Source organism: Aeromonas sp. Lyrl_2, assembly GCF_051948815.1.
GTDB lineage: Bacteria > Pseudomonadota > Gammaproteobacteria > Enterobacterales > Aeromonadaceae > Aeromonas > Aeromonas veronii.
On the sequence record NZ_JAYJLJ010000028.1, the window covers coordinates 1 to 25,182 of the forward strand.

Here is a 25,182-nt window from a genome sequence, read left to right on the forward strand (position 1 = left end):
ACTCATCAGCGCCAACTGCTGCTCGAGTTCCTTGATGCGCTGTTCGGGCGTCTGGTTGTCGGGGTCAGGCATGGTGATGCTCCTGCCGGCGCGCACAGAAGCCCCCTGGCTCCAATCTTGCCGACCATGTTTACGCAACCATACCAGAACGGTGGAGCGGCCTTGAATGCCATAACGCACCTGAGCCTGTTTGTAGGTGAGCTCGCCTTTTTTAATCTGCTCGACCAGTGCCAGTTTAAAAGTCAGCGAGTAATCGCGCTGTGTCCGTTTCACACCTTGTCCCATCGGGTTCTCCATTTATTGGGAGGAAAGGTGTAGACCATATTCAGGACGGGACAGGGGATAGAAAAAGGGCGGCCAAATGGCCGCCCTTTGCGTCTCTGAGCTGGTTATCGGCGACGATAGAGACCCGGATCCACCTCTTCGTAGTGGCTGGTCAGGTATTGATAGAAGGCGAGATGGGAAGGGGAGCTGGGTTTTTTCAGCTCTTCGCTCACCCGATCCGGCTTGGCGATGATGAACTTCGGATTCTGGCGCTGGATATCGGCCAGTACCCGCTCGCGCACGTCATAGGGCGGATTGACGTTGGCAAAGAAGAGGTAGGCAGAGGCCGGCTGGCGATCGGTCCAGAGATAATATTGCGGCTGGATGCCATCGACCCAGATCTTGTCGCTCGGGGTGGTTTCGGCCTTGATGCGATCGACCCGCACCTGCGCGGCCGGATTGAAAGGGCGACCCTTGAGGGTCCCTTCCCAGGCGTTGTTAATCATCAGCAGCAGCATGGCCAGTGTCGCCAGCCAGGGGGTGGCACTGCGCACATCCCAGGCGCGCCAGAGGGGGATGAGGATCAGCACCGGCAGCGCCCACAGCAGGCTGGTGCCGAGCACCTCGTTGACCCGCTCGAGGGACCACTCCTTGGTGCTCCAGCCAAAGGCGAGCTGCTGGGCCAGCAGCCAACTGGCAGTGAGCACCACCAGCGAGATGCAGAGCAGCCCGATGGCATCTGCCTGCTGTTCGCTGCGATCCAGTAATACTGCCAGCGGCAGCACCGCCAGTTGCAGATAGAGCACGTCGTAGTGATCGAACACATGGCCAGAGACCGAGTTGGCGATCAGGGTAAACAGCACCCCAAACAGGGTCGCCAGCAAGGCGGGCAGATACCACTCCTGATGGCGACTCAGCATCAGAATGATGAAGGCGGGCAGCAGCATCACAAGGCCGGTGCGCAGCAGGCCGACGGCGCCCACCATGGGAGAGAAGCCATTGCCGTAGCTCCCCTCGAAGAAGATGTCGAAGGCGTAGTATTTGAAGGCCGCCAGCAGATCATGCTGCTGGAAGTAGGCGTAAAGCGGGCCGCCAATCAGTGCCAGCCCCAGCAGGCTGGAGATGAGCAGCAGAATGGCGTCACGCCACTTCTCGTGCAGACACCAGTGGCAGAACAGCACCAGATACCAGGCCCCCCAGAAGGCGCCGTTGTTGGTGCGCATCCAGGCGACGATGGCGAAGGTGAGGGCCGCAACCAGCGCCGGCCACCAGCGAAATCCCTTGTCCAGCAGCAGGGTAATGAAGGCCCACTGGGCGATGAGGGCGAGGTGGAAGGTCCAGTCCTCGGTCATGTTGCCGTAGTAGTAACGGGTGCCGTAGAGAGCCAGCACCGCCAGCATGGCGCCAAGGCGCGCCTTGAACGAGAGGCCAAGTTGGGCAAAGGCCTGCCAGCTGGCCAGCAGTCCGAGCCAGCAGAGCACCCACTCCAGCGCCCAGACCCCGACAAAACCCCCCATTCCATAGCCCAGCGCGTCGAGGGCGAAGATCATCGGCCCCTTGATGTCGATCATGTCGCGATAGAGTACGCCCCCTTCGCTCCACATCTTGCCCATCACCGCGAACAGAGAGGCATCAAAGCCCGGCGCCATGGCGTGGAAGAGCGGATTGCGCAGACAGAAGAGCAGCGCCAGCAGGGCGGTCAGCAGCACGATGGCTGGCTTGATACCCGGGTTGACGCGAGGGGGAGTGAAACGGATGGAGTGATTCATGAAGTCGCCTGTTCCTGCAGCTGGTCTTGAAAGCGGGCCTATCTTGCCGAGCTAGTGAGTGCGATGCAATGGGGCAGGCCCGTGTGGGGCAAATATTCTCGAAAAAGCCCGGTTCTTGCAGGGAACTGGGCGCTGGCTGCGGCAATTTTGGCCGTCAGGGGGATGTGGCAAAGGCATCCCCCCGATATCAACTGAAGTACTCAAGCAGGGGCGGTTGCGCTTCCAGCGTCGGCAGGTGGCGAGCCCAGCGGATAAAAGCGTCGGCCAGGGTGATACCGAGCTCCTGATTGTGCTGGGTCAGGGTGCGCGCCAGTGCGGTGTAACCCTCCTTGCCGGAGGCGGTATAGGCGCTCGACACCCCGCGATAGACCTGTTCGGCATTGACCGCTTGCCACTGGCCGGGGGCGGCTTCCCACTCCAGTCGGGTGATGCGCTGGCCCTTGGGCCGATCGGCCTGATAGGTGAATCGCACCCCCGCGGTGTAGGGGAAGCTGCCGTTGCCATTGCCGACCACACCGTTGTTGGTGGCGTTGTCGATGGCATTCTCCAGCGCTTCCGCCAACTCGTGACCGTGCACCCGATAGAGGGTGAGGGGAATGGCAAACGGCAGCAGGCGACCGGCGATATCCGCTTCGCTCAGGGGGCCCGGCTCCAGCGAGCAGCGCACGCCGCCAGCATTGTGCAGGGCAAAGTCCACCTCGCCTACCTGTTCACGGGCGGCGGTTAGCATGGCGCGGGCCACCAGCGGGGCGAGCTGGCTGCCGTGGGGCATGGTGGCATCCGGCAGCCGTTGATGGGGCAGTGGCGCCGCCAGTCGGGTGACGATGCGCTGGCTCATGGTCTCAATCTCCGGCCGGTAGCGTTTGGCCAGATGTTGTTCCAGTTGTGGATCCGGCTCGCAGAAGGTGAGCCCGACAGGTGGTGTGGAGGCAAACGGCCAGGGCTGCCAGGGGAGCCACTCCAGTTGCCCCTGACTCTGCACGACGCGGCCCGCCTCATCGAAGGTGAGCTCGCAGACACCGAGGCAGAGGGCGCTGTGGCCAGCGTGCAAAATGGCCACCCCGTTGTTCATCAGGGGGTAGGTACCTTCGCTTGGCAGACCCAGCGGCGCGAGATCGCCGAGCAGGCTGTGGGTGTGGCCACCGATGATGAGACTGAGCTCGGGGAAGCGCTCGGCCAGCAGCTTGTCCTGATCCAGCCCGAGGTGGCTCAGCAGCACGATATGCTGGATCCCTTCGCGCTTGAGCTCCTGCAACACCCGGGTGAGGGTGTCGGCGACCGCGTGGAAACGGGTGTGGGGATCCGGGTTGGCGATGGCGGCCATCTGGGCGAGGGTGATGCCGAGCAGCGCAAAGGGAACCCCGTCGATCATCTGACGATGCCAGGGCTGATGGGCGTCGTAGAGATGGGGAATATCCCACAGCCCAAGCGGCGTGTCGGCAGGCTCCTGACTGTTGTCCAGATTGGCGGCCAGCACCGGAAAATCGAGCTGGCGCAAGAACTCCACCAGTGGGCCGTTGCCCAGATCGAATTCGTGGTTGCCAAGTACCATGGCATCGGGGGCCAGCATGGCGAGCAGGTCGGCGTTGGCGCGCCCTTTGAAGCGGTTGAAATAGAGAGAGCCCTGAAAGGAGTCGCCACCGTGCAGAAACAGAAAACGCTGACTGGCTGCTGCGGCTTTGGCACGCAGTTGGGTCAGTCGGGTCAGGATCCGGGCATAACCGCCGCACTGGGTGCGCCATTGGCCTTCACCGACAGGGGAGAAGCTCATGGGCGCGCCATCGAAGTGGGAGTGGCAATCACTGAAATGGGCAAGTTGAACCGTAATACTCATCTCGGTCCTCCTTAGGGGGAAAATGAGCACCGAGTCTACTGCAAAGGGGGGGGAGGATACCAGCCCGGCAGGGTGCCGGGCTGGTCAATGATCAGGCGGGTACCATGATCTGGGTGGCGACGATCACCACCAGCAGGCCGACGGCGACCGGCATACTGGTGCGCTTGACCACCTCGAACGGCGAGAGCTTGCCCATCCCCGCACAGGCGACCACCACCCCGGAGACTGGAGAAATGGTGCGACCCAGGTTGGAGGCTTGCAGCATCGGGATCACCAGATAGGCCGGGTTGATGCCAAGGCTGCTGGCCAGGTTGGGGATCAACTCTACGAAGGCGTAGAAGGGGGCATTGCCCGAGCCGGTGGTGAAGGCGGCCAGGGTGGTGATCACTACCAGTGACAGCATCATGATCAGGCCGCCGGAACCGAGATCCTGCGCGTGAGCCAGCAGGGTGTCGATAAAGCCGATGGTCATCAGACCCTGGGCGAAGACGCCGGCACCGACCAGCAGCATGACTACACCGGCAAAGGCGTCAGCCATGTTGCGCCAGCATACCTGCAGACCGTCCAGCAGCTCCTTGCCATTGCGGATCCGCACGAGCTCCAGCAGGCTGGCCAACACCATGCACATGACGATGATGGTGACGATATCCAGCTGCGGACCCCATTTGCCGTCAAATACCAGCACCCCGATGATGGGGGTAAAGGGCAGGATGGCGTAGAAGGCCGGCGCAGTCGTCACCAGATCACCCGGTGCGACCGGTTCGTTGTGCTCACCGGATTTTTGATCAAGGTAGCGCTGCCAGAAGAAGTGGGTCACCGCCATACAGGCGATCGCCACCAGCGAGATGGGCAAGGTCAGCCTGAAGGCAAAATCCAGCAGCGGCATGTTGGCGGCTTGAGCGGCCATCACCACGTCCCCTGAGGTCGGTGCCAGAATGATGGCGGCTGGCGAGGCGCACACGGCCGCAGCCGCGCCACGGGAGATCCCCATGTTGACCATCAGCGGGAACAGGGTGGCCATCAACAGCACGCCGAGGCCGGTGGCGGAGCTCACCGCCAGCGACATGGCGCAGGCCACCAGATAGGCCGCCACCAGCAGGATATAGGGGGACTTGATGATGCCGAGCGGTTTGCTGGCCAGCTTGACCAGAATGGTGTTGGCGCCGATATGGCTCATGTAGCCGGCGAAGCCGCACAGCACCATGATCAGCATCCCCAGTCCACCGCCACGGTCATTGAGCAGGAAGCGGACGTATTCGAAGATATCGGTTGCGATATAACCGGTGCTGACCACCTTGCTCGGCAGTACCGGCTTGCCCATCATGGCGGTGATGACCAGCAGCAGCAAGCCGCCGCTCAGCAGCACCCCGGTCGCGGAGTATCCTTTGAAAATGGCACGGCCCACCACCAGGGTGACCAGGGTGCCAACGATGAGTTCCAGCATATGTTGCCTTCTGATTGGATGAGAGTGGAGGGAGTCTATTCCGATAGGGGTAGAGTGGCGACTGGAAACAGGATGTTGTGTGAGCTAAATCAACGTTTAACCCCATCAACAGAATTAAAGAAAGGTAAAGGTACTTTACCCAGCGGGTTTGGCTACCTACCCTTGCCAGCCTTGGTTGTCTTTTGAGGCTTTTATATGGTGGTTGGTGGTTTTTTAGGCATTAAACGCTCTATTTTCCTGCTTGCGATGCTATTTTCACCTACTTGCGTGTTTGCGGTAACCAATGACGGTTTTCATCAAACCGGTCCTCATCAGGCGGTCGCCATGCGGCGTCTCATGGCTCCTCACTCTTACGGCGTTCTGGTGGTTGCCGAGGGGAACAGACCCCGTTTTGCCGCGCTGGCATCCAAAACCACGGAAGCAAACTGCCTGGCCCGTCATGCCATCCGGGTAGATGGAGTCGCGCTGCTGGTTACTCCGAGATTCTATGCCAAAGAGGGAAAACGGGGACTTTGCGAGCTGTGGCTCAATGAGGGGGCAGATCAGGACTTTTTTGCCAACCGCCTTAAAAATGATCATTTTATTCAGATAGATGGTCATGACATCAATGTGAAAAACTATCACCTCGACTGGCAGCGCATCAGCCGTCATGCTCAATAAAAATACAGTTTTGGCCTTGTGCCATACTCTGCTCACGCAACCTGTGAGCGTGCTCTGATTTCTGGGCGCATCATTGTATTGCGCCGCCTCGTCGTCACACATAGGCTATACCCGTCATCTGTGTGGCGGTGGGGTTCACCAAGGTTGGTACTCCGCCCGTGCAATCAAGGAAGGTAGTCTGGCATGGTCAGCAAGGTTTATGGAGTAGTGGGGGTCGGGTTGTTGCTGTTGCCCCTGATGAGTCAGGCTCAGCCGAGCCGGCCGCAAGTGGTGCCAGAGTCCCGCATCAATGTCCGTTTTTATGAGGTCAATGCAACCAGTCCGGAGCAGCTTGCCCGGGCGATCGCCCAGAGTGCTCCCAAGGTGAATGGCAAGCCCGTACTCGGCAAGGCGAGTTATCAGGTGGACTGGCAGCTGGATACCGAGCAGTTGCCGGGTCGTTGCCAGCTCAACCGGGTGACGGTGACCACCAACGCCACTGTGTTGCTGCCCCGCTGGCGTCAGAGCGCGAACAGTAACGATCCTGCCCGCCAGCGCTGGGGGCGGCTGCTCTCCAGCATGTTTGACTACGAATCCCGCTTCAAGGAGATGGTGCTGCAAGGGGCCAATCAGGTGGGTGGCGCCATTGCGGGATTACCTGGTCATGCAGATTGTCAGGCGCTGCGCTATGCCGCGTGGGCAGCAGGCAGTGGCGAGCTGAACAAGGTCAAGGGACGGCTCGACGGATTCCAGCGTCAGACAGGTTATGGCGAACAGCTTGGGGTGCACTGGCCCAAGTGAGCGCTATCTCAAGACGCAATATCCAGCATCGCACGATTTGATAAATAGAATGGCCGCCCGATGGGCGGCCATTCTATTTGTTTGCAGAGTCCGGTTCAGACCAGCGCTTTGCCCTTGAGCAGCTTGCGTACCCAGTAACGGGCAGGGTGGAGCGCTTCCAGCAGATCGGCGGCCAGCGGCAGGGGATCGCCGCAGATCTCGCTGGCGAGCAGCTCACCACAGAGCGGCGCCGAGCAGAGGCCCCGCGAACCGAGCGCCCCCAGCACATAGAGGCCGGGGTGAAGGGGGAGTGGCTGGGCGTTGTGCTGATCATGCTGCAGCTGCGCATAGTGATCCGCCAGACCTTGCAATCTGGCCACTGGCCCCACCACCGGAAGGTGATCCCGACTGGCGCAACGCACCCCTACGCGCGCCTCGTTGCCGCTCACATACACTTCGGCGGGCCAGGTTTGCTCCGGCAGGCAGGCTTGCAACCGCACCTGATTCTGGATTTGCTCCTCGGCTCGAAACTCAAGGCTGCTCTGGTTGCGGCCATAACTGGCGCCGATGCAGTGTTGATCGTTGTGCATTGGCGTGAGGTAGCCATCGTAGCAGAGCACGGTCTTGAGCTGACGCAAGCTGGCCGTGGTCGGCACATGGCTCACCTGACCGCGCACCGGATAGAGGGGCAGCTCGGTAAAGGGGAGCAGTGCTGGCAACTGGTGACCGGCAGCGACAACCAGATTGGGGGCCTGCCAGTGGCGGCCGTCCTGGCTCTCTATGTGCCAAGCATCTGTCTGCTCGGCAATGGCAACCACCTCGGTGTTGAACACCACCTCAAGCAGGCCGCTGGCTTGCGCCTCTTTCAGGGCGGCTCGGGTGAGATCGGCCGGACAGAGCCAGCCTCCCAGCGGATAGCTGACGCCGCTGTGGCCACAGGGCAGGCCAACCACCTGCTCTACCTCTGCTGTAGAGAGGGGATGCATCAGTTCGGACGGGAAGGGGCCCTGGCTCATTTTCGCCAACTTGGCTGCCGATTTGTCGTCATAACCGAGCTGTGTCACTCCGCATAATTCGAAAGCGATGGGATGGCGTTCGGCCAACGCCAGCAGCCGTTGGCGGGCATAGCCAAAGGCGAGCGAATAGAAGCGTGACAGGGCATCGTGCTCGCCGTTGAGCAGGGGATAGAGCGCGCCCTGGCGGTTGCCGGAGGCGCCGGTGGCCGGTTCGCCATCTGCACACAGCAACGTCACCTTGCGACCCCGCTCCACCAGAGAGAGCGCCGTCATGGCCGAGGCGATGCCGCCGCCGATGATCACCACCTCGCCAGTGCGTCCGGCAGGACGGGCATACCAGGGGGCGATGGTCTGCTGCGGCTGCTTGTCGGTGCGATCCCCCACCAGCATCTCCCGCTTGCTACCGTGGCCCTTCACCTTCTTCATGGCAAAACCGGCGGCAATCAGGCCACGACGGACAAAGCCAGCACAGGTAAAGGTGGCGATGGAGCAATCGGGACGGGCGAGGCGAGCGAGACCATCAAACAGCTCCTGTGTCCACATCTCCGGGTTCTTGGCCGGGGAGAAACCATCCAGATACCAGGCATCCACTAGCCCCTCTGCCCGGTGAGGCACCTGCGGCAGCATATCCTTGATGTCGCCAAACCAGAGATCGAGGCGAATGCGCCCGCCCGCAAAATGCAGGCGATGGCAACCGGAGACCGGCAGCGGCCACTGGGTGACAAGATCCTGACTAAAGTGGCCAAGTTCAGGCCAGGCGGCCAGCGCCTTGCGCAGATCGTCTTGGGTCAGGGGGTATTTCTCGAAACTGATGAAGTGCAGACGGGAGCCGTTGCCGGATTGAGGCGCCTGTTCCAGGAAGGCTTGCATTGTCGCCAGAAAGTTAAGGCCTGTGCCGAAACCTGTTTCACCTATCACGAAACTGTCACTATCGTGGTGCGAAAATCGCGCAGGTAGCCGGTTTTGCTGCAAAAAGACGTAGCGGGTTTCACTTAGACCGTTATCATTGGAAAAGTACACATCCCCGAAGTCACTGGAGACAGGAGTTCCCGCTTCATTCCAGTCCAATCGGGCATGATGTAAGGATGTTTGACTCACGTTTTCCTCGGCTCGCGTCACAAAATCGCGGGCATTCTACGTGAAAGCAGACCAGTTTGGCAGCCGAAAGCGGGTAGACTTGGCGCCAGTTTTTCCAGACGAGATGAATTAATGAGAAGAGCAGTGATCACCGGTATCGGCGTCATCTCCAGTATCGGCAACAACAAGGAAGAAGTGCTGGCCTCCCTGAAAGCAGGTAAATCCGGCATCACCTATTCCGAGCAGTTCGAGCAGCACAACCTGCGCAGCCGTGTCTGGGGTAACATCAAACTCGATCCGTCTGAACTGATCGACCGTAAAGTCATGCGTTTCATGGGCGACGCTGCGGCCTACGCCTACCTCTCCATGCAGCAGGCCATTGAAGATGCCGGTCTGGCGGAAGATCAGGTCTCCAACGAGCGTACCGGCCTGGTGGTCGGTTCAGGTGGTGCCTCCGGCAAGAACACCTCGGAATCTGTGGACATCGCCCGTGAGAAAGGGGTCAAGCGTGTGGGCCCTTACATGGTGCCGCGCACCATGTCTTCCACCACCTCTGCTTGCCTCGCGACCCCGTTCCAGATCAAGGGTGTCAACTACTCCATCAGCTCCGCCTGCGCCACCTCTGCGCACTGCATCGGTCACGCACTTGAGCTGATCCAGCTTGGCAAACAGGATGTGGTCTTCGCCGGTGGCGGTGAAGAGCTGGACTGGTCCTCAACCATCCAGTTTGACGCCATGGGTGCCCTCTCCACCAAGTACAACGACACGCCGGAAAAAGCATCCCGTACCTATGATGCGAACCGCGATGGTTTCGTTATCTCCGGTGGCGGCGGCATTCTGGTGATCGAAGAGCTGGAACATGCGCTGGCTCGTGGTGCTCACATCTATGCCGAGCTGACCGGTTATGGTGCCACCTCCGATGGCTATGACATGGTCGCCCCGAGCGGTGAAGGCGCGGTGCGTTGCATGAAGATGGCGATGCAGGGTGTGGGCAAGGTTGATTACATCAACACCCACGGTACCTCCACTCCGGTGGGTGATACCAAAGAGCTGGAAGCTATCCAGACTCTGTTTGGCGCCAACGGTCCCAAGATCTCTGCCACCAAGGCGATGACCGGCCATGCGCTGGGCGCTGCGGGCGTGCACGAGGCTGTCTACTCCCTGCTGATGATGGAACACGGCTTTATCGCCCCCAGCATCAACATCGAGACCCTGGACGAGAAGGCTGAAGGTCTGCCCATCGTGCGCGAGTATGAAGTGGCCGAACTCAATACCGTCATGTCCAACAGCTTCGGCTTTGGCGGTACCAACGCCTCCCTGGTGTTCAGCAAGTTCAAAGGCTGATATCCAATTGATGTGAAAAAAGCGCCTCAGGGCGCTTTTTTTGTCTTCGGGATCTGCCATCACTCATTGCAGAGCAGAGCAGAGCAGAGCAGAGCAGAGCAGAGCAGAGCAGAGCAGAGCAGAGCAGAGCAGAGCAGAGCAGAGCAGAGCAGAGCAGAGCAGAGCAGAGCAGAGCAGAGGCCATGAAGAGTGGGTTAGTGGCAGATTTCAGCGCAGATGGTGGGGGAGGTGACGCCACACCAATGAACCGGATCTACATCTCTCTAGTGGAGTAGATAGCGAGAAGGGAGCCTTAGGCTCCCTTCTTTGTTAGCGATAATGTGATGGCTGCTAGAACCAGAAGCCAATGATAAAGGAGCCCGCCAGGGTCAGCATCACGTTGGCTACCGCATAGGTACCGGCATAACCGAGCGCCGGAATGGAGCTGTTGGCTGCCTCGTTGACCACATCCATCGCCGGGGCACAGGTTCGGGCACCTGTGATGGCACCGAGCAGCAGGGCCGGGTTCATCTTCAATACCCAGACCCCGAACAGGTAGCCGACCAGCACCGGCAGCGTCGTGACCAGCATACCGGAGAAGAGCACCACGGCACCCACTTCGCTCAGGTGATCCAGAATGCCGCCACCCGCCTTGAGACCGGTGCTCACCATAAAGACCGCCAAACCAAGATCTTTGGCCAGTCGCAGGGCGCCCGGGGGCACATAGCCGACCGTCGGGTGGTTGGCCCGCAGGTAACCCATCAGAATGCCTGCCAGCAGCAGGCCGACGGCGTTGCCGAGACCGAATTCGATCTGACCGAACACCAGCGAAACGGAGCCGATCAGCAGGCCGAGTACGAAGAAGGTGGTGAAGGCCACCAGATCCGTGGTCTGGCTGTGGATGCTGATAAAGCCGATCTTGTTGGCCAGCAGTTTGACCCGCTGCTTCTCGCCGCTGATCTGCAACACGTCGCCCTTTTGCAGCATGATGTTGCGATCGAACGGCATCTCGATCTGGGAGCGCACTACCCGGTTGAGGAAGCACCCTTTCTCGGTGAGGTTGAGCTCCACCAGATGGCGGCCTACCACGGAGTCATTCTTTACCACTATCTCTTCGGTGACGATCTGCAGGTCAAGCAGGTTGCGGTCGAACACCTCTTTACCGTTGCGGTAGTTGACGTCCAGCTTCTCGTGGCTCTCGGGATAGCCCACCAGGGCGATCTCGTCCCCTTCCTGAATGACGGCATCGCCATCGGGACTGGCCAGAATGCCGTTGCGGCGGATCCGCTCTACATAGCAGCCGGTGTGGGGATAGATACCGGTCTCTCGCAGGGTACGACCACCTATCCATGCTGCCAGCTCGGGGCCGACCCGATAGGCGCGGATGATGGGCAGGTAGGTCTTGCGACTCTCACTGTCGGAGAGACCCCGCTCGCGGGCGATTTTTTGTGCCTCGGTATTGAGGTCGAGGCGAGCCAGCGAGGGGAGGTAGCGCACCACCAGCATCAGGCCTACCAGACCCACCAGATAGGTCAGGGCGTAGCCGATGCCCATGTTGTCTAGCACCGCCTGCATGTCGGTCTGATGGGGCAGGTTGAGAAGACCGCTGCGCAAGGCATCCTGGGCACCCACCAGCGCCGGGGTCGAGGTGAGGGAACCCGCCAGAATGCCGGCCGCCATCCCGGGCCCCAGATTGAAGAACTTGGCCAGCCCTACCGTCAGGAAGAGGGCGGTCAGCAGGATCACCAGAGTTAGGGTGATGTAGTGGATGCCATCGCGCAGGAAGACGCTGAAGAAGTGGGGCCCGGCTTCGATCCCCACGCAGAAGATGAAGAGCATGAAGCCGACGTTCTCGGTCGTGGCGGTGAACTCGAAGCCCATCTGGCCAAACAGCAGGGCGGTAAACAGCACACCTATGGTGTTGCCAATCTGAAAGTTGCCAATCCGTACCTTGCCAAGCAGCAGGCCAAAAGCCAGCACCACGAAGAGCAGCAGGGAGTCGCTTTGATGTAGCAGTGTCACAAAGTCTATGGTCATGCCCGGAATAACCGAGGAAAAAAGTGGGGCCGATATTGTGCCGGATCTATCCCCAATAAAGAAGCGCAAGGGAGCGATTAATCGGACGTTATCGGACGCTATTTGTGGAACCGGCGGCGTGATAGGGAGACAAGCGGATGAAATCTGGCAATTTTTGCTGTAACCGCCGTTGTCAATTAGTGAAATCTGCTGCCCGCGACCGAAGTGCTCTGGCGCAGGCCGATATTTTAGATTCTGCTGTTCAGCCGCTTGGCGGGGATCAGTTTCAGCAGATTCAACCGATGGCCGCCATGCTTGGCTGAGGGGCAAATCAGCTTGATATTCGCCCATTCGCCCATGGGGCATGGGTTGGCAAAAAGATGCCTCTAAAAAGTGCCAATAGAGCCTGTCACCCCGCTGTTCCTGAGGGAGCAAAAAAACAGCATAAAATCAGGTTGGCCAGCAAAATGACTCTTCGCCGGGGGTCATCAAGGGCAATCCCGCGTCCTGACAGGGCTTGCTGCACTTACCCACAGAATCTGTGGATAACCCTGTTTATGAAACTTGTTCATCACCCTGAAAGCCGCGCCAGCACTGGGATGCAAGGGCTGTTCAAAAAATACCGGAAGAAAAATATTTGTATAAAAATCAAATAGTTAGATGCGGCAGGAGAAAACTCTGTCGAGCCGGGACGGGTAACAAAAGGGAGCGTCAGCAGCAAGAAGGATCTTGTGCATTAAAATTGGCAGAGGAGGGCACTAAAGTGGATAACTTGCACCGAGATGGTGAGGAATTGGCTCCCCCGACTGGACTTGAACCAGTGACATACGGATTAACAGTCCGCCGTTCTACCGACTGAACTACGGGGGAACATCAGGCAAGGAGGAGCATCATACAGAAGGTGTCCGAGGTGGTCAAGCCATTCGCGGGATGATGGCACGGGTGTACCGCTGCCAAACCCTCGGTTACACTGCTCCTCTGCTGTTTTGTGTCGGGAGTGTTCATGAGCAAATTGTTCAAGTTAGCCAGCCAGTTTCAACCCGCCGGGGATCAGCCCGCGGCGATTGCCCAACTGCTGGATGGCATCGAGTCGGGGCTGGCCCACCAGACCCTGCTCGGGGTGACCGGTTCAGGCAAGACCTTCACCATGGCCAACGTCATCGCCACCCTGAACCGCCCGACCATGATCCTGGCTCCCAACAAGACCCTGGCCGCCCAGCTCTATGGCGAGATGAAGGAGTTCTTCCCCGACAACGCGGTGGAGTATTTCGTCTCCTACTACGACTACTACCAGCCCGAAGCCTATGTGCCGACCACCGACACCTTTATTGAGAAGGATGCCTCGATCAACGATCACATCGAGCAGATGCGATTGTCGGCCACCAAGGCGTTGCTGGAGCGGCGCGACGTGGTGATCGTTGCTTCGGTGTCGGCCATCTATGGTCTGGGGGATCCCCAAGCTTATCTAAGCATGATGCTGCACTTGAAAGTGGGGGATGTGATCAACCAGCGGGATATCCTGCGCCGTCTCGCCGAGCTGCAGTACACCCGTAACGACATGGCGTTTCAACGCGGTACCTTCCGGGTGCGCGGTGAAGTGATCGACATCTACCCTGCCGAATCGGACAAGCTGGCCCTGCGGGTAGAACTCTTTGATGAAGAGGTGGAGCGCCTCTCCCAGTTCGATCCCCTGACCGGCGCCATCGAGCAGACGGTGGTGCGCTATACCATCTACCCCAAGACCCACTACGCTACCCCGCGCGAGACCATTCTGGGGGCTATCGAGCACATCAAGGAGGAGCTGCGCAGCCGCCGCGAGCAGCTGTTGTCCCTCAACAAGCTGGTTGAAGAGCAGCGCATCAGCCAGCGTACCCAGTTCGACATGGAGATGATGCAGGAGCTGGGTTACTGCTCCGGCATAGAGAACTACAGCCGCTACCTTTCCGGCCGTGCGCCGGGGGAGCCGCCGCCCACCCTGTTTGACTACCTGCCGGGGGACGGCCTGCTCATCATCGATGAGTCCCACGTTACGGTGCCGCAGATCGGCGCCATGTTCAAAGGGGACCGCTCCCGCAAGGAGACCCTGGTGGAGTACGGCTTCCGGCTCCCCTCGGCGCTGGACAACCGGCCGCTCAAGTTCGACGAATTTGAAGCGCTGATGCCGCAGACGGTGTTTGTCTCGGCGACTCCCGGCCCCTACGAGCTGGAGAAGTCCGGCGGCGATGTGGTGCAGCAGGTGGTGCGCCCTACCGGCCTGCTCGATCCGGAGATCGAGGTGCGTCCTGTGACCACTCAGGTGGACGATCTCCTTTCCGAGATCCGCAAGCGGGTCGCCGTCGAGGAGCGGGTGCTGGTTACTACCCTGACCAAGCGGATGGCGGAAGACTTGACCGAGTATCTGGCGGAGCACGACGTCAAGGTGCGCTACCTCCACTCCGATATCGATACGGTCGAGCGGGTGGAGATCATTCGCGATCTGCGCCTTGGCAAGTTCGATGTGCTGGTGGGCATCAACCTGCTGCGGGAAGGTCTCGACATGCCGGAAGTGTCGCTGGTCGCGATTCTGGATGCAGATAAAGAGGGCTTCCTGCGCTCCACTCGCTCGCTGATCCAGACCATCGGCCGGGCGGCGCGTAACCTCAACGGAAAGGTCATTCTCTACGGCGATACCATCACCAACTCGATGAAGGTAGCCATTGAGGAGACCGAGCGGCGCCGCGCCTTGCAGCATGCCCATAACCTCAAGCATGGGATCACCCCCAAAGGGCTCAACAAATCCATTGGCGATGTGATGGACATGGGAGGCAGTCGCACGGCAGGCAAACCTGGCAAGGGGATGCGCAAGGCGGCCGAGCCGCAAGGGGAGTACCATGCCCGCTCTGCCAGCGAGATTGCCAAAGAGATCAAGCGGATGGAGGAACAGATGTTCCAACATGCCCGGGATCTGGAGTTCGAACAGGCGGCGGCACTACGGGATCAGATCCAGCGGCTGCGCGGCGAGTTGATCGAATCATGAGCCGCAAACGCTGGCTGATTTGGCAACGACTTCGTCGTCTCTATCAGGGCTTTCGCCACCCCGGTACCCCATGGTGGGCGAGGGGCCTGGTGATCCTTATCCTGCTCTATGGCATCAGTCCGGTAGATCTTATCCCCGACGTGGTGCCCTTGCTGGGGTGGTTCGATGATGTGACCCTGCTGCTGGTGTTGCTATGGGGCTGGGAGCGTTGCCTGCCCCCCGCAGTGCGCAGCGATCTGGAACAGGCCCCCTAGTTCACCTTTTCAAGACCATGCTCGGCATCTCTCTTTGTGCCCTCACCCTCGAAGGAAGCGGAAAAACGGTTTCATTTGAAGGTGGGCACTGCAGGATGAAAAAGAGGCTGGCCCGGTGATTGTCGCCCGGATGGCATTGGCGTAGACTCCACGCCGTTCACTTTATGGGTATGGAAAAAATGGATCTGATCCTCTTTGCAATCGACTTTATCCTGCACGTTGATGTGCATTTGAAAGAGCTGTTCGAGAACTATGGCGTCTGGGTTTACGCCATCCTGTTTCTCATCATCTTCTGTGAAACCGGGCTGGTAGTGACGCCGTTCCTGCCGGGTGACTCCCTGCTGTTTGCCGCCGGTGCGCTTACCGTGGGCAGCGTGCTGGACGTCCATACCCTGGCGGCCGTGCTGATCATCGCTGCCGTGCTGGGCAACGTGGTCAACTACACCATTGGCCATTTCTTCGGCGAGCAGTTGTTCCGCAACCCGGACTCCAAAATCTTCCGCCGGGATTATCTGGAGAAGACCCACGCCTTCTATGCCAAGCATGGTGGCAAGACCATCATCATCACCCGCTTCCTGCCTATCGTGCGTACCTTTGCGCCGTTCGTGGCAGGGATGGGGGCCATGACCTATCCGCGCTTCCTGGCGTTCAACCTGGTTGGCGGCCTGCTGTGGGTACTCTCCTTCGTCTATGCCGGCCACTTCTTTGGCAATCTGCCGGTGGTGCGTCACAACTTTACCCTGCTGATCTTCGGCATCATCGGTATCTCCCTGTTGCCCATGGTGATTGGTGCGGTCAAGGCCAAGATGAGTACAGCCAAGGCATAACCAGAAATACGGTCAGCCAGAACGAGAAGGGGGAGCCATTATGGCTCCCCCTTTTTATCTCCACGCGGGCATGACACTCAGTTGCAGCAGCGCCCTTTCACCAGATTGCCGATGGCCACCACGGTGAAGACCAACAGGTAAGCGGCGAAGATGACAACAAGCCACTGGGGCATGGAGTAACCGAAGAACTGCCAGGTTATCTGGGCACAATCCCCTTCCGGCATAAAGAGCCAGGGGAGCCACTGATCGAGCGGAGCCCAGCTCGGGAAGTCGGCAAACGGGCTGCAGACGTTGAACGGGGAGGGGTTGACCTGATAGTCCACATGCTTGAGGGCCAGCTGGAAGCCACGAAAGGCACTGTAGCCCCATAGCAGCATGGCGCTCCAGCGAACATACCACTTATCCGGCGCCACCATGCCGAGCAGACCGGCGGCCAGCACACCCAGGGTCGCCAACCGTTCGTAAACGCACATCACGCACGGTGAGAGGCCCAGCACATGCTGGAAGAAGAGGGCGCACAACTCGAGGAACAGGGCTGATGCTGCCAACAGGCCCCAAGCCAGCCGATGGGCGGCAATACGGCGGAGAAACTCGATCATCTAATTGATCTCTCAGAAAAAACAGTGGCTGAATTAGAGCAGAGCGGAACCGAAAAGAAAAGGGCCCTGAAAGGGCCCTCGGAAACCATCTCAATGGATTAATGCAGCGCCGGCTGTACCGCTGGCAGCGCACTCTCCATCACCAGCCATCCATGCTGATAGAACCACTCGGTGGCAGGACCAAGCAGCAATTCGACAGAGAAAAAGCCGATCAGCCCCAGCACCAGGGTGTAGGGCAGCGCCATCCAGACCATGCGGCCATAGGAGAGACGTAGCAGCGGCGCCAATGCCGAAGTGAGCATAAACAGGAAAGCGGCCTGACCATTGGGAGTGGCGACCGACGGCAGGTTGGTACCTGTGTTGATGGCTACCGCCAGCAGATCGAACTGGGCGCGGTCGATGGCACCATTGAGCATGGCCGTCTTCACCTCATTGATGTAGACAGTGCCGACAAAGACGTTGTCACTGACCATGGAGAGCACCCCGTTGGCCAGATAGAAGAGGGCCAGCTGGTTCTCCGGTTTGGCAGCCAGTACCAGCTGGATCACCGGCTTGAACAGCTGCTGATCGATGATGACGGCGACCACGCTGAAGAAGACTGCCAGCAGGGCGGTGAAGGGGAGAGCCTCCTGGAAGGCTTTACCCAGCGAGTGCTCCTCGGTGATCCCGGTCAGGGAGGTGGCCAGCACGATGACCGAGAGGCCAATCAGACCAACGGCTGCCAGGTGCATGGCCAGACCGACGATCAGCCAGACCGCAATCAATGCCTGAACGATCAGCTTGGCCTTGTCTTGCGGGCTGCGTTTTGCCTCTTCGTAGCGGTTGTACTCCTCCATGATGGCGCGCACCGTGTCCGGCAGGCGGGCACCATAGCCAAACCAGCGGAACTGCTCCACCAGCACGCAGGTCAGCAGACCGCAGATAAAGACGGGGACGGTGACGGGGGACATACGAATGGCAAATTCGGCGAAGTTCCAGCTGGCTTGCTCGCCGATGATGAGGTTTTGCGGCTCGCCCACCAGGGTGCAGACACCACCCAGCGCGGTACCGATGGCGGCATGCATCATCAGGCTGCGCAGGAAGGCACGAAAATCATCGAGATCCTGGCGATTGAGTTCGGCGACTTCCTTATCATCGGTATGGTCATGGCTGTGACCAAACTCCTTGCCGGACGAGACCTTATGATAAATGGCATAAAAGCCGGTGGCGACGCTGATCACCACGGCAATCACGGTCAGGGCATCGAGAAAGGCTGACAGGAAGGCGGACACCAGACAGAAGGAGAGGGAGAGCAGGATCTTGGAGCGTACGCCGATCAGCAGCTTGGTGAAGACATAGAGCAGCAGCTGCTTCATGAAATAGATGCCTGCCACCATGAACACCAGCAACAGCAGCACTTCGATATTGGCGACCAACTCGTGTTTGACCTGATCGGCGGAGGTCATGCCGATCAACACGGCTTCGATCGCGAGCAGACCACCTGGTTGCAGGGGGTAGCATTTGAGGGCCATGGCCAGGGTGAAGATAAACTCAACGACCAGTAACCAGCCCGCAATGAAAGGATCAAGGTGGAAGGCAATCGGATTGATCACCAGAAATAGCAAGATGGCGCTTTTATACCACTGTGGTGCATTGCCCAAGAAGTTCTTGGCGAATGCCTGCCCTAGGCTTATTGGCATGATAATGGGTCTCAACTTTGTTGTTAGGATCTGCTTCTATGCAGTCAAGGATGATTCGACCTGTGCCTCCGGATGTTGGCCTTTATCTGTCTGATTCCTCGTGATTTTAATCAAAAAGCGTGACGATTATAAATGATAGCCGATGGATCTCTGCCCATCTGTCTGTTTTATAACCACCTTGTCGGGGTTGGCTGGCTCCCTCGTGGCGATTAGATACATATTCCCAACACTATATTTGCCATATGTGAGCAGAGGACTGACCTTATGCTTGCCAGCCATCATCGCTTTGATATCATTCGTCAGCCTTTTTACGCATTACAACAGAGTCAATTCATGGTTATAAAAGCGCAGAGCCCAGCTGGGTTTGCCGAGGAATACATCATCGAGTCCATCTGGAACAATCGCTTTCCTCCCGGATCTATTCTGCCCGCCGAGCGTGAATTATCCGAGTTGATCGGGGTGACGCGGACTACCTTGCGCGAAGTGCTGCAGCGACTGGCCCGTGATGGCTGGTTGACCATACAGCATGGCAAGCCGACCAAGGTGAACAATTTCTGGGAAACCTCCGGCCTCAATATTCTGGAGACATTGGCCCGTCTGGATCAGGACAAGGTACCTGATCTGATAGCTCAGCTGCTCTCCGCCCGTACCCATATCTGCACCATCTTTATCCGCGGGGCGATCCGTCACAATCCGGAGCAGGCCGCCGAGATCCTGCGTGGCGCCGATGGGGTCGAGAACAACGCTCAGGCTTATGCCGAGTTCGATTATCGCCTGCACCACCAGCTGGCGTTTGCTTCCGGCAATCCGATCTACGCCCTGATCCTGAACGGTTTCAAAGGGTTGTATAGCAGAGTCGGCAGCTACTACTTCTCCGACAAGCAGGCCCGCGAGACCGCAGATGCCTACTACAAGACCCTGCTCAATCTGGCGGAGACCAAGAACCACGAAGCCGTGTTCATGACGGTGCGTCAGTACGGTATCGAGTCCGGCAAGCTCTGGACCCGCCTGCGTCAGGACATGCCAAGCGATCTGTGCGATAACTGATCCCTTGCCTGTGCTGTCCAAGAAACGCGCCATCCGGCGCGTTTTTTTATTCTGCCGTGTTTGTGTCTATCCTTGATTGGCGGTGGTAATTGCTTGAACTGCATGGATATTTGGCCAAAAAGCTTGATCCAGCGCAAATGAACCCTGCATTTATCACTTTGGTGGCATAGGACCCAACCGCTGATTGAGGTCAAATGGAGGCATCAAGAGCGGAGCCAATATCCGCCAGAAGGAACACACCTTTCACCGGATGAAGGACACAACAATGAGTCTTCTTGAACACACCATCTGGACAGTACTGGGATATGGGGCCATGCCTTTTATCTTTCTGAGCGGATTCGTGGCGGTGGCAGTGACCTGTTGCATGCTGCTGAATGCGTTCGGGGTACAGTCCGCCGAGAAGTGAGTCGCTTCTCCATGCCGCCAAATGCCAGTCTTCGGACTGGCATTTGTTTTTTGTGTTTTTTAAAGCACTTATCCCGGCAGGGAAGGGGAAATCTTTGGTCAGGATGGTCGAACCTGCCGCCGATTTTGATTACACTGGCGCCCGTATTTCTCACTCACCCTTCTCTTATCAGGTGTTCAAGGTTTTCTATGGCTCTCAAGGCAACCGTATTCAAGGCCCAGATCAGTTTGTCTGATATGGATCGCAATCTGTATCAGGACTTCTCCCTCACGCTGGCACGCCACCCCTCCGAAACCGATGAGCGGATGATGATCCGGCTGGCGGCCTTTGCCTGGCACGCCGCTGAACGACTGGAGTTCACCAAGGGATTGAGCGCCGATGATGAACCCGAGCTCTGGTGCAAGAACTACTCGGACGAAATAGAGCTCTGGATCGAGCTGGGCCAACCCGATGAAAAACGGCTGAAAAAGGCCTGTAACCGCGCCCGTCAGGTGGTGCTCTACCTCTACGGCGGTCGTGGTACAGCCGTCTGGTGGAAGCAGAACCAGGGCAAGCTGAGCCAGCATGACAACCTCAGCATCATCGAACTCTCCGACAGCCAGACTCTGCCGCTCACCGCCATGGTCGAGCGCACCATGCAACTCACCTGCACTATCTCCGATGGTCAGCTCTGGGTCAGTAACGGCGCACTGGAAGTGACGCTGGATCCGGTGGTGCTGATGGGCAAGCCGGCCCGCGAACTGTAACGGACGCCGCCCATGTTCAGCGCCTTGCTCAATATCGTCATTCCGGTGTTCGGTGTGGTCGGGCTCGGCGCCCTCTACGGGCGATTGCGACCGGGGGCTGCGCTCGGTTACGTCAATCGGGCCAATATCGAGCTGTTTACCCCGGCGCTGGTCTTCTCCGCGCTGGTCAAGTATCCGCTGGCGCTGGCGGAGCATATGCCGCTGATTGCGGCGGGGGCGCTGGTTATTCTGTTACCCGGTCTACTGCTCGCGCTGCTCAAACTCAAAGGGATTGAGCGGGCAGCCCTGACCTTGCCCGCCATGTTCCGAAATACCGGCAATCTTGGTATCCCCTTGATGGTGCTGGCATTCGGCGAGCAGCAACTGGGGGCCATTGTGATCCTTTTTGTGCTCTCCAATCTGCTGCACTTCTCGGTCGGTATGTTTATCCTCTCGGCCAATACCTCCCGCTGGCTGTGGCTGCGCAGCCCTGTGCTGTGGTCCGCGCTGGCCGGTTTGCTGGTGGCCAACCTGCACATTACGCTGCCGGAATATGTGGTGACCACGGCCTCGCTGCTCGGCCAGATCTCGGTGCCCCTGATGCTCTTTGCGCTGGGTATTCGCCTGATGGAGGGAGAACTCGATCACCTTGGCCTCGCGCTCAAGTGCAACCTGCTCTATCTGCTGGCGGGGGGATTGTCGCTGCTGCTGGCGATCTGGCTGTTGCCCCTCAAGACGGAGTGGATCCCGCTGTTGATGTTGTCGGTTTCCTTGCCCCCTGCGGTCTTGAATTACATGCTCTGCGAGCAGTATCACTGTCAGCCGGACAAGGTGGCCAGTATCGTGCTCGGCGGCAATGCCCTCTCTGTGCTGGTGATCCCGCTGGCGGTCTGGCTGGCACTTCATCTGCCTGGCTAAGTCAGATTGCATCGCTGCGGCGGTGCGACTCACTGGCCAATTGCTTGATCGAACCGAGTCACAGTCGTTCGCATCTCATCCTTGCAGGGGAAAGTTAGCCTATCAGGATCAGCAAGCTTTTCCATGCCATCTCTGTCCATCATTGCCTCCGTGATACATCTGTCGTCCCCGTATCCGGCCCTGAGCCCCAGGGCTAACGGCGACAGCTATAGTTGAAAAAGAGCTGACTGACACTGTTTAACCAATGCCAGTGAGGGAAACCGGATGGGCACAAGTGAGCAATCTGATCCTGTGGGGCAGGCAAAATCGCGCTATGACCCGGCATTGCCTACCGGTTATGACTGGCGCAGACACCGCCGCTTTATCCTCAGTGGTGGTGGTTACAAGGCAGAATGTCGCCGTCGCAACTGGTTTCTGGAGTTGCTCAATCCGGTGCCCTATGTGGTGGTGCGCGACATAGCCATCGGCGGCATCGGCATTCTTGGGGCCATACGGTTGAAAGAGGGGGATGAGCTGGTGATTGCCATTCCCTCTGGCGAGAAGCTGCGCGGTCTGGTCGTGAGATCCCAGCCAGACCCACTTTTTCCCAAACTCTATCGCACCGGTATTCGTCTGCATCGTTATCCGACGGCCGAGCTGTTTGCCCGCTGGCAAAGTTACATTCAGCCGCAAGATAAAGCGGATTTCGACCATGAGTGCCAAGTCTTGAAACAGGTACGCGGCGCGTGAGTCACGTACCATATCAGTGGTTGGTTTCCCCACATTCAGCATGATCCGTTGATGGAGTCCGCAGATAAGCTGGCTTGGCTGATTCGAGTGGTTGAACTTACTGCATGTGTTTTCATCTTTATGTTTTTATTGAATTTTATCTGTGCCTCGGAAGTCGCAGAGGATACGGATCATTTTCCCTTTTCGTGATCCCCCCCGAAGTAGTTCCCCCTGATATCCCTTAGTATCTGGCCAGCATGACTCCCTTTAGGGGGAGGATAACAAGAACAAAAAGGAATGATGGATGAGATCCGTGAGCAACCAGTGTCTGTTGATGCAGATCCAGCCGACCATCTTGCGCTTTGCCAAGATGCTGGCCAGTGTGCTGCAGCTTGAGGTCGAGATTGTGGATGCCGATATGGTTCGGGTAGCTGGCACCGGGCCCTATGGCAAGTTCTTCGGACGTCAGCTGGAGGGGGATTCCCGTCTGCTGCGCTATGTGATTGATAATCAGCGGGAGAAGATAGTTACCCACACCAGCGATGATCCGGTGTGTGACGGTTGTACCTGCAAGGAGAGCTGCCGTGAGCGCGCCTTCCTCGGGGTGCCCATCATGGTGGACGAGCGCTGCATCGGCGTGATCAGTTTGGTGGCTTTCAGCGACGAGCAGCAGGCGCGCCTCAACAACAATCTGCAGGATGTGTGCGACTATGTGCGCCACATCTCCACCATCTTTGTGGCCAAGTTGCTCGATTCGCGCGGGCTGTCGGACGGGGTCAACAAGGTGTTCCTCAATCTGATGACCAACATGGATCAGGGCTGCCTGCTGCTCGATGACAAGAGTCAACTGCTCTACGCCAACGAGGCGGCGCTCCATCATCTGGGTTGCCAGCAGGAACAGCTGCAGGGGCGCGAAGTGGGGATCCGCCCGCTCACCTTCTCCCAACAGGGGCTGAGTGGTCATCTTCAGCACATCATCACCTTTGAGGGGCGTCAGGAGCTGATCATCGGTCAATTGCACCATGTGCAGGGCCAGCAGCTCTTTCTGATGGCGTTTCACCAGTCCCACTCTGGTCAGGTTCAGGAGCCGGATCCGGATGTGCGGATCGATCAGCTGATCGGCGAGAGCAAGCCGATGCGCACCCTCAAACGGCTGCTGCACCGCATCGCCCAGAGTCCCTCCAGCGTGCTGATTTGTGGCGAGAGCGGCACCGGTAAAGAGGTGGTGGCACGCGCTGTCCATCGCCTGAGTCCGCGGCAGGACAAGCCCTTTATCGCCATCAACTGTGCCGCCATTCCCGAACAACTGCTGGAGAGCGAGCTGTTTGGCTATGTGAAGGGCTCCTTTACCGGTGCCTCCAGCGGTGGCAAACAGGGCCTGATCCAGGCGGCCCATCAGGGCACCCTGTTCCTCGACGAGATTGGCGACATGCCGCTTACCATGCAGGCCAAGCTGCTGCGGGTGCTGGAGCTGCGGGAGGTGACCCCCATCGGGGCCAGCCGACCGGTGCCGGTGGATATTCGCATCATCGCCGCCACTCACCAGCATCTCGATCAATACATCGCCGAGGGGAAGTTTCGTGAAGATCTCTACTACCGCATCAACGTCATCCCTCTCAACCTGCCGCCGCTGCGGGAGCGGGAAGGGGACGTGGAGCTGCTGACCCACTACTTCCTCAACCTGCACACCAGCCGCATTGGCATTGTCTATCCCGGTCTGGCACCCGAGGTGATGGCGCTGCTCAAGGGGTATCGCTGGCCGGGCAACGTCCGTGAGCTCAGCAACCTCATCGAATATCTGGTCAACGTCAGCCAGGCGGGCGAGGTGATTGACGCCAGCCTGCTGCCCCCCAACATCATCCGCAATCAGGAGCCCCATCGCGTGGCGGCCCAGTCGATCCCGGTGACCAATCTGGATGCGGCGTTCAATGTACCTGCCACCGCTCCGCTCGCCGCCACGCCGGAGAAGCTGCCTGAACCCGTTCCGGGTGAGAGCGGCCTTGAGAGCATGGAGAAACAGATGATAGAAGAGACCCTGCAGCGGCTTGGCAACAAGAAACTGGCCGCACAGGCGCTGGGGATTGGGATTGCCACCCTCTATCGCAAGATAAAGAAGTACGAGATTGCCGTGCAGAGCTGAGGCGCTGGCGGCGTTTATCCGGCCCGTGTCATTCATCGGATGGCACGGGTTTTTTTATGGGAACAAGGCTCTGCGTCATTGCCGAATTGTGCTGAACGGATTGGCGGGGCAGGGGAGTGGCTGCATGGCAGAATGCAAAAAGCCCGCTCGATGAGCGGGCTTTTTTAATCTGGTGCGTCCTAGTGGATTCGAACCACCGACCCCCACCATGTCAAGGTGATGCTCTAACCAGCTGAGCTAAGGACGCAGGGTGCGCAATGCGACTTTTATTTCTTTATTCAGAAGTGGTGGGTTTAATTGGATTCGAACCAACGACCCCTACCATGTCAAGGTAGTGCTCTAACCAACTGAGCTATAAACCCACATCTGCATTTCTTTCAAACTGAATGGTGCGTCCTAGTGGATTCGAACCACCGACCCCCACCATGTCAAGGTGATGCTCTAACCAGCTGAGCTAAGGACGCATAATCAGTGTTCTGTAATGGTGCGTCCTAGTGGATTCGAACCACCGACCCCCACCATGTCAAGGTGGTGCTCTAACCAGCTGAGCTAAGGACGCATCACAGAAAAAGTGGTGGGTTTAATTGGATTCGAACCAACGACCCCTACCATGTCAAGGTAGTGCTCTAACCAACTGAGCTATAAACCCACTTTCTCTTACTTCACTACGCCAGCGCTGCTGACGTGGTCGGCATACTACC

The 25,182-nt window shown here is 58.6% G+C and carries 20 protein-coding genes, 6 tRNA genes and 1 pseudogene; 13 read left to right on the plus strand and 14 right to left on the minus strand.

Features of this window, described 5'->3' with window-relative positions; genetic code table 11:
* The 4 genes and pseudogenes from VF684_RS18755 to dcuC all read right to left on the minus strand — a co-directional run.
* Positions 1–285: pseudogene (locus VF684_RS18755) on the minus strand (IS3 family transposase); the annotation flags it as partial.
* Positions 286–389: 104 nt separating this feature from the next.
* Positions 390–2,033 carry a hypothetical protein gene (locus VF684_RS18760; RefSeq protein WP_376898432.1) on the minus strand — a complete coding sequence of 548 codons (1,644 nt, stop codon included), beginning with the start codon at positions 2,031–2,033 and terminating at the stop codon, positions 390–392.
* A 187-nt stretch (positions 2,034–2,220) separates the two neighbouring features.
* Positions 2,221–3,867, minus strand: a complete 1,647-nt coding sequence (locus VF684_RS18765) for a bifunctional metallophosphatase/5'-nucleotidase (RefSeq protein WP_376898430.1) — start codon at positions 3,865–3,867, stop codon at positions 2,221–2,223.
* Between the two features lie 91 nt (positions 3,868–3,958).
* Positions 3,959–5,311 (minus strand): anaerobic C4-dicarboxylate transporter DcuC, encoded by a 1,353-nt coding sequence (gene dcuC / locus VF684_RS18770; RefSeq protein ID WP_376898428.1) that lies wholly within the window; start codon positions 5,309–5,311, stop codon positions 3,959–3,961.
* Between the two features lie 195 nt (positions 5,312–5,506).
* Between dcuC and VF684_RS18775 the strand changes: the two genes are divergently transcribed.
* Positions 5,507–5,971, plus strand: a complete 465-nt coding sequence (locus tag VF684_RS18775; protein ID WP_376898426.1) for a hypothetical protein — start codon at positions 5,507–5,509, stop codon at positions 5,969–5,971.
* A 183-nt stretch (positions 5,972–6,154) separates the two neighbouring features.
* On the plus strand, positions 6,155–6,751 hold the full coding sequence (locus tag VF684_RS18780) for a DUF922 domain-containing protein (protein WP_058056880.1): 597 nt from the start codon (positions 6,155–6,157) through the stop codon (positions 6,749–6,751).
* A 95-nt stretch (positions 6,752–6,846) separates the two neighbouring features.
* Here VF684_RS18780 and mnmC read toward each other — a convergent pair whose 3' ends face one another.
* The gene (gene mnmC, locus VF684_RS18785) at positions 6,847–8,865 is read right to left on the minus strand and encodes a bifunctional tRNA (5-methylaminomethyl-2-thiouridine)(34)-methyltransferase MnmD/FAD-dependent 5-carboxymethylaminomethyl-2-thiouridine(34) oxidoreductase MnmC (protein ID WP_376898424.1); all 2,019 of its coding nucleotides are present in this window, start codon (positions 8,863–8,865) and stop codon (positions 6,847–6,849) included.
* A 90-nt stretch (positions 8,866–8,955) separates the two neighbouring features.
* Between mnmC and fabB the strand changes: the two genes are divergently transcribed.
* Positions 8,956–10,167 carry a beta-ketoacyl-ACP synthase I gene (fabB, locus tag VF684_RS18790; RefSeq protein ID WP_107683071.1) on the plus strand — a complete coding sequence of 404 codons (1,212 nt, stop codon included), beginning with the start codon at positions 8,956–8,958 and terminating at the stop codon, positions 10,165–10,167.
* Between the two features lie 330 nt (positions 10,168–10,497).
* On the opposite strand, the gene VF684_RS18795 is transcribed toward fabB, so the two are convergent.
* Positions 10,498–12,183: an aspartate:alanine antiporter gene (locus tag VF684_RS18795; protein WP_139441576.1), complete on the minus strand. Its 1,686-nt coding sequence runs from the start codon at positions 12,181–12,183 to the stop codon at positions 10,498–10,500.
* Between the two features lie 137 nt (positions 12,184–12,320).
* Between VF684_RS18795 and VF684_RS18800 the strand changes: the two genes are divergently transcribed.
* Complete coding sequence (locus tag VF684_RS18800) at positions 12,321–12,485, plus strand: hypothetical protein (RefSeq protein WP_162516081.1); 165 nt, start codon at positions 12,321–12,323, stop codon at positions 12,483–12,485.
* Positions 12,486–12,956: 471 nt separating this feature from the next.
* Here VF684_RS18800 and VF684_RS18805 read toward each other — a convergent pair.
* A tRNA-Asn gene (locus tag VF684_RS18805) sits at positions 12,957–13,032 on the minus strand.
* Positions 13,033–13,165: 133 nt separating this feature from the next.
* Here VF684_RS18805 and uvrB point away from each other — a divergent pair.
* From uvrB to VF684_RS18820, 3 genes are all read left to right on the plus strand, one after another.
* On the plus strand, positions 13,166–15,178 hold the full coding sequence (gene uvrB, locus VF684_RS18810; RefSeq protein ID WP_139441578.1) for an excinuclease ABC subunit UvrB: 2,013 nt from the start codon (positions 13,166–13,168) through the stop codon (positions 15,176–15,178).
* Positions 15,175–15,432, plus strand: coding sequence for a YkvA family protein (locus tag VF684_RS18815; RefSeq protein WP_139410420.1), 258 nt, complete (start codon positions 15,175–15,177; stop codon positions 15,430–15,432). Before uvrB ends, VF684_RS18815 begins: the two co-directional genes overlap by 4 nt.
* Before the next feature lie 179 nt (positions 15,433–15,611).
* Positions 15,612–16,259, plus strand: coding sequence for a DedA family protein (locus tag VF684_RS18820; protein ID WP_041202713.1), 648 nt, complete (start codon positions 15,612–15,614; stop codon positions 16,257–16,259).
* A gap of 77 nt (positions 16,260–16,336) precedes the next feature.
* Here VF684_RS18820 and dsbB read toward each other — a convergent pair whose 3' ends face one another.
* Positions 16,337–16,858: a disulfide bond formation protein DsbB gene (dsbB, locus tag VF684_RS18825; RefSeq protein WP_005336895.1), complete on the minus strand. Its 522-nt coding sequence runs from the start codon at positions 16,856–16,858 to the stop codon at positions 16,337–16,339.
* Positions 16,859–16,956: 98 nt separating this feature from the next.
* Positions 16,957–18,537: a Na(+)/H(+) antiporter NhaB gene (gene nhaB, locus VF684_RS18830; protein ID WP_064338053.1), complete on the minus strand. Its 1,581-nt coding sequence runs from the start codon at positions 18,535–18,537 to the stop codon at positions 16,957–16,959.
* Positions 18,538–18,870: 333 nt separating this feature from the next.
* On the opposite strand from nhaB, the gene fadR reads away from it, so the two are divergent.
* The 6 genes from fadR (at position 18,871) to VF684_RS18860 (ending at position 24,481) form a co-directional block, all read left to right on the plus strand.
* Positions 18,871–19,584 carry a fatty acid metabolism transcriptional regulator FadR gene (gene fadR / locus VF684_RS18835; protein ID WP_026034983.1) on the plus strand — a complete coding sequence of 238 codons (714 nt, stop codon included), beginning with the start codon at positions 18,871–18,873 and terminating at the stop codon, positions 19,582–19,584.
* 265 nt (positions 19,585–19,849) lie between these two features.
* Complete coding sequence (locus tag VF684_RS18840) at positions 19,850–19,990, plus strand: TIGR02808 family protein (RefSeq protein ID WP_005345965.1); 141 nt, start codon at positions 19,850–19,852, stop codon at positions 19,988–19,990.
* A 188-nt stretch (positions 19,991–20,178) separates the two neighbouring features.
* Positions 20,179–20,736: a YaeQ family protein gene (locus VF684_RS18845; RefSeq protein ID WP_005352343.1), complete on the plus strand. Its 558-nt coding sequence runs from the start codon at positions 20,179–20,181 to the stop codon at positions 20,734–20,736.
* Positions 20,737–20,748: 12 nt separating this feature from the next.
* Positions 20,749–21,633 carry an AEC family transporter gene (locus tag VF684_RS18850; protein ID WP_139441579.1) on the plus strand — a complete coding sequence of 295 codons (885 nt, stop codon included), beginning with the start codon at positions 20,749–20,751 and terminating at the stop codon, positions 21,631–21,633.
* 264 nt (positions 21,634–21,897) lie between these two features.
* A complete protein-coding gene (locus tag VF684_RS18855) occupies positions 21,898–22,362 on the plus strand; it encodes a hypothetical protein (protein ID WP_042055892.1) in 465 nt (154 codons plus the stop codon).
* Between the two features lie 283 nt (positions 22,363–22,645).
* Positions 22,646–24,481, plus strand: coding sequence for a sigma 54-interacting transcriptional regulator (locus VF684_RS18860; RefSeq protein WP_088868863.1), 1,836 nt, complete (start codon positions 22,646–22,648; stop codon positions 24,479–24,481).
* 170 nt (positions 24,482–24,651) lie between these two features.
* Here the strand turns inward: VF684_RS18860 and VF684_RS18865 are convergent.
* The 5 genes from VF684_RS18865 to VF684_RS18885 form a co-directional block, all read right to left on the minus strand.
* A tRNA-Val gene (locus VF684_RS18865) sits at positions 24,652–24,728 on the minus strand.
* Between the two features lie 38 nt (positions 24,729–24,766).
* Positions 24,767–24,843 (minus strand) — tRNA-Val (locus VF684_RS18870).
* Positions 24,844–24,868: 25 nt separating this feature from the next.
* Positions 24,869–24,945, minus strand: a tRNA-Val gene (locus VF684_RS18875).
* Between the two features lie 18 nt (positions 24,946–24,963).
* Positions 24,964–25,040, minus strand: a tRNA-Val gene (locus VF684_RS18880).
* Between the two features lie 13 nt (positions 25,041–25,053).
* Positions 25,054–25,130, minus strand: a tRNA-Val gene (locus VF684_RS18885).
* Positions 25,131–25,182: the final 52 nt, after the last annotated feature.

What these genes read in the sequence shown, in the direction of transcription:
- VF684_RS18760 (WP_376898432.1), bottom strand. Translation starts at nt 2,033, where the DNA reads ATGAATCACTCCATCCGTTTCACTCCCCCTCGCGTCAACCCGGGTATC.
- VF684_RS18765 (WP_376898430.1), bottom strand. Translation starts at nt 3,867, where the DNA reads ATGAGTATTACGGTTCAACTTGCCCATTTCAGTGATTGCCACTCCCAC.
- dcuC (WP_376898428.1), bottom strand. Translation starts at nt 5,311, where the DNA reads ATGCTGGAACTCATCGTTGGCACCCTGGTCACCCTGGTGGTGGGCCGT.
- VF684_RS18775 (WP_376898426.1), top strand. Translation starts at nt 5,507, where the DNA reads ATGGTGGTTGGTGGTTTTTTAGGCATTAAACGCTCTATTTTCCTGCTT.
- VF684_RS18780 (WP_058056880.1), top strand. Translation starts at nt 6,155, where the DNA reads ATGGTCAGCAAGGTTTATGGAGTAGTGGGGGTCGGGTTGTTGCTGTTG.
- fabB (WP_107683071.1), top strand. Translation starts at nt 8,956, where the DNA reads ATGAGAAGAGCAGTGATCACCGGTATCGGCGTCATCTCCAGTATCGGC.
- VF684_RS18795 (WP_139441576.1), bottom strand. Translation starts at nt 12,183, where the DNA reads ATGACCATAGACTTTGTGACACTGCTACATCAAAGCGACTCCCTGCTG.
- VF684_RS18800 (WP_162516081.1), top strand. Translation starts at nt 12,321, where the DNA reads ATGAAATCTGGCAATTTTTGCTGTAACCGCCGTTGTCAATTAGTGAAA.
- uvrB (WP_139441578.1), top strand. Translation starts at nt 13,166, where the DNA reads ATGAGCAAATTGTTCAAGTTAGCCAGCCAGTTTCAACCCGCCGGGGAT.
- VF684_RS18815 (WP_139410420.1), top strand. Translation starts at nt 15,175, where the DNA reads ATGAGCCGCAAACGCTGGCTGATTTGGCAACGACTTCGTCGTCTCTAT.
- VF684_RS18820 (WP_041202713.1), top strand. Translation starts at nt 15,612, where the DNA reads ATGGATCTGATCCTCTTTGCAATCGACTTTATCCTGCACGTTGATGTG.
- dsbB (WP_005336895.1), bottom strand. Translation starts at nt 16,858, where the DNA reads ATGATCGAGTTTCTCCGCCGTATTGCCGCCCATCGGCTGGCTTGGGGC.
- nhaB (WP_064338053.1), bottom strand. Translation starts at nt 18,537, where the DNA reads ATGCCAATAAGCCTAGGGCAGGCATTCGCCAAGAACTTCTTGGGCAAT.
- fadR (WP_026034983.1), top strand. Translation starts at nt 18,871, where the DNA reads ATGGTTATAAAAGCGCAGAGCCCAGCTGGGTTTGCCGAGGAATACATC.
- VF684_RS18840 (WP_005345965.1), top strand. Translation starts at nt 19,850, where the DNA reads ATGAGTCTTCTTGAACACACCATCTGGACAGTACTGGGATATGGGGCC.
- VF684_RS18845 (WP_005352343.1), top strand. Translation starts at nt 20,179, where the DNA reads ATGGCTCTCAAGGCAACCGTATTCAAGGCCCAGATCAGTTTGTCTGAT.
- VF684_RS18850 (WP_139441579.1), top strand. Translation starts at nt 20,749, where the DNA reads ATGTTCAGCGCCTTGCTCAATATCGTCATTCCGGTGTTCGGTGTGGTC.
- VF684_RS18855 (WP_042055892.1), top strand. Translation starts at nt 21,898, where the DNA reads ATGGGCACAAGTGAGCAATCTGATCCTGTGGGGCAGGCAAAATCGCGC.
- VF684_RS18860 (WP_088868863.1), top strand. Translation starts at nt 22,646, where the DNA reads ATGAGATCCGTGAGCAACCAGTGTCTGTTGATGCAGATCCAGCCGACC.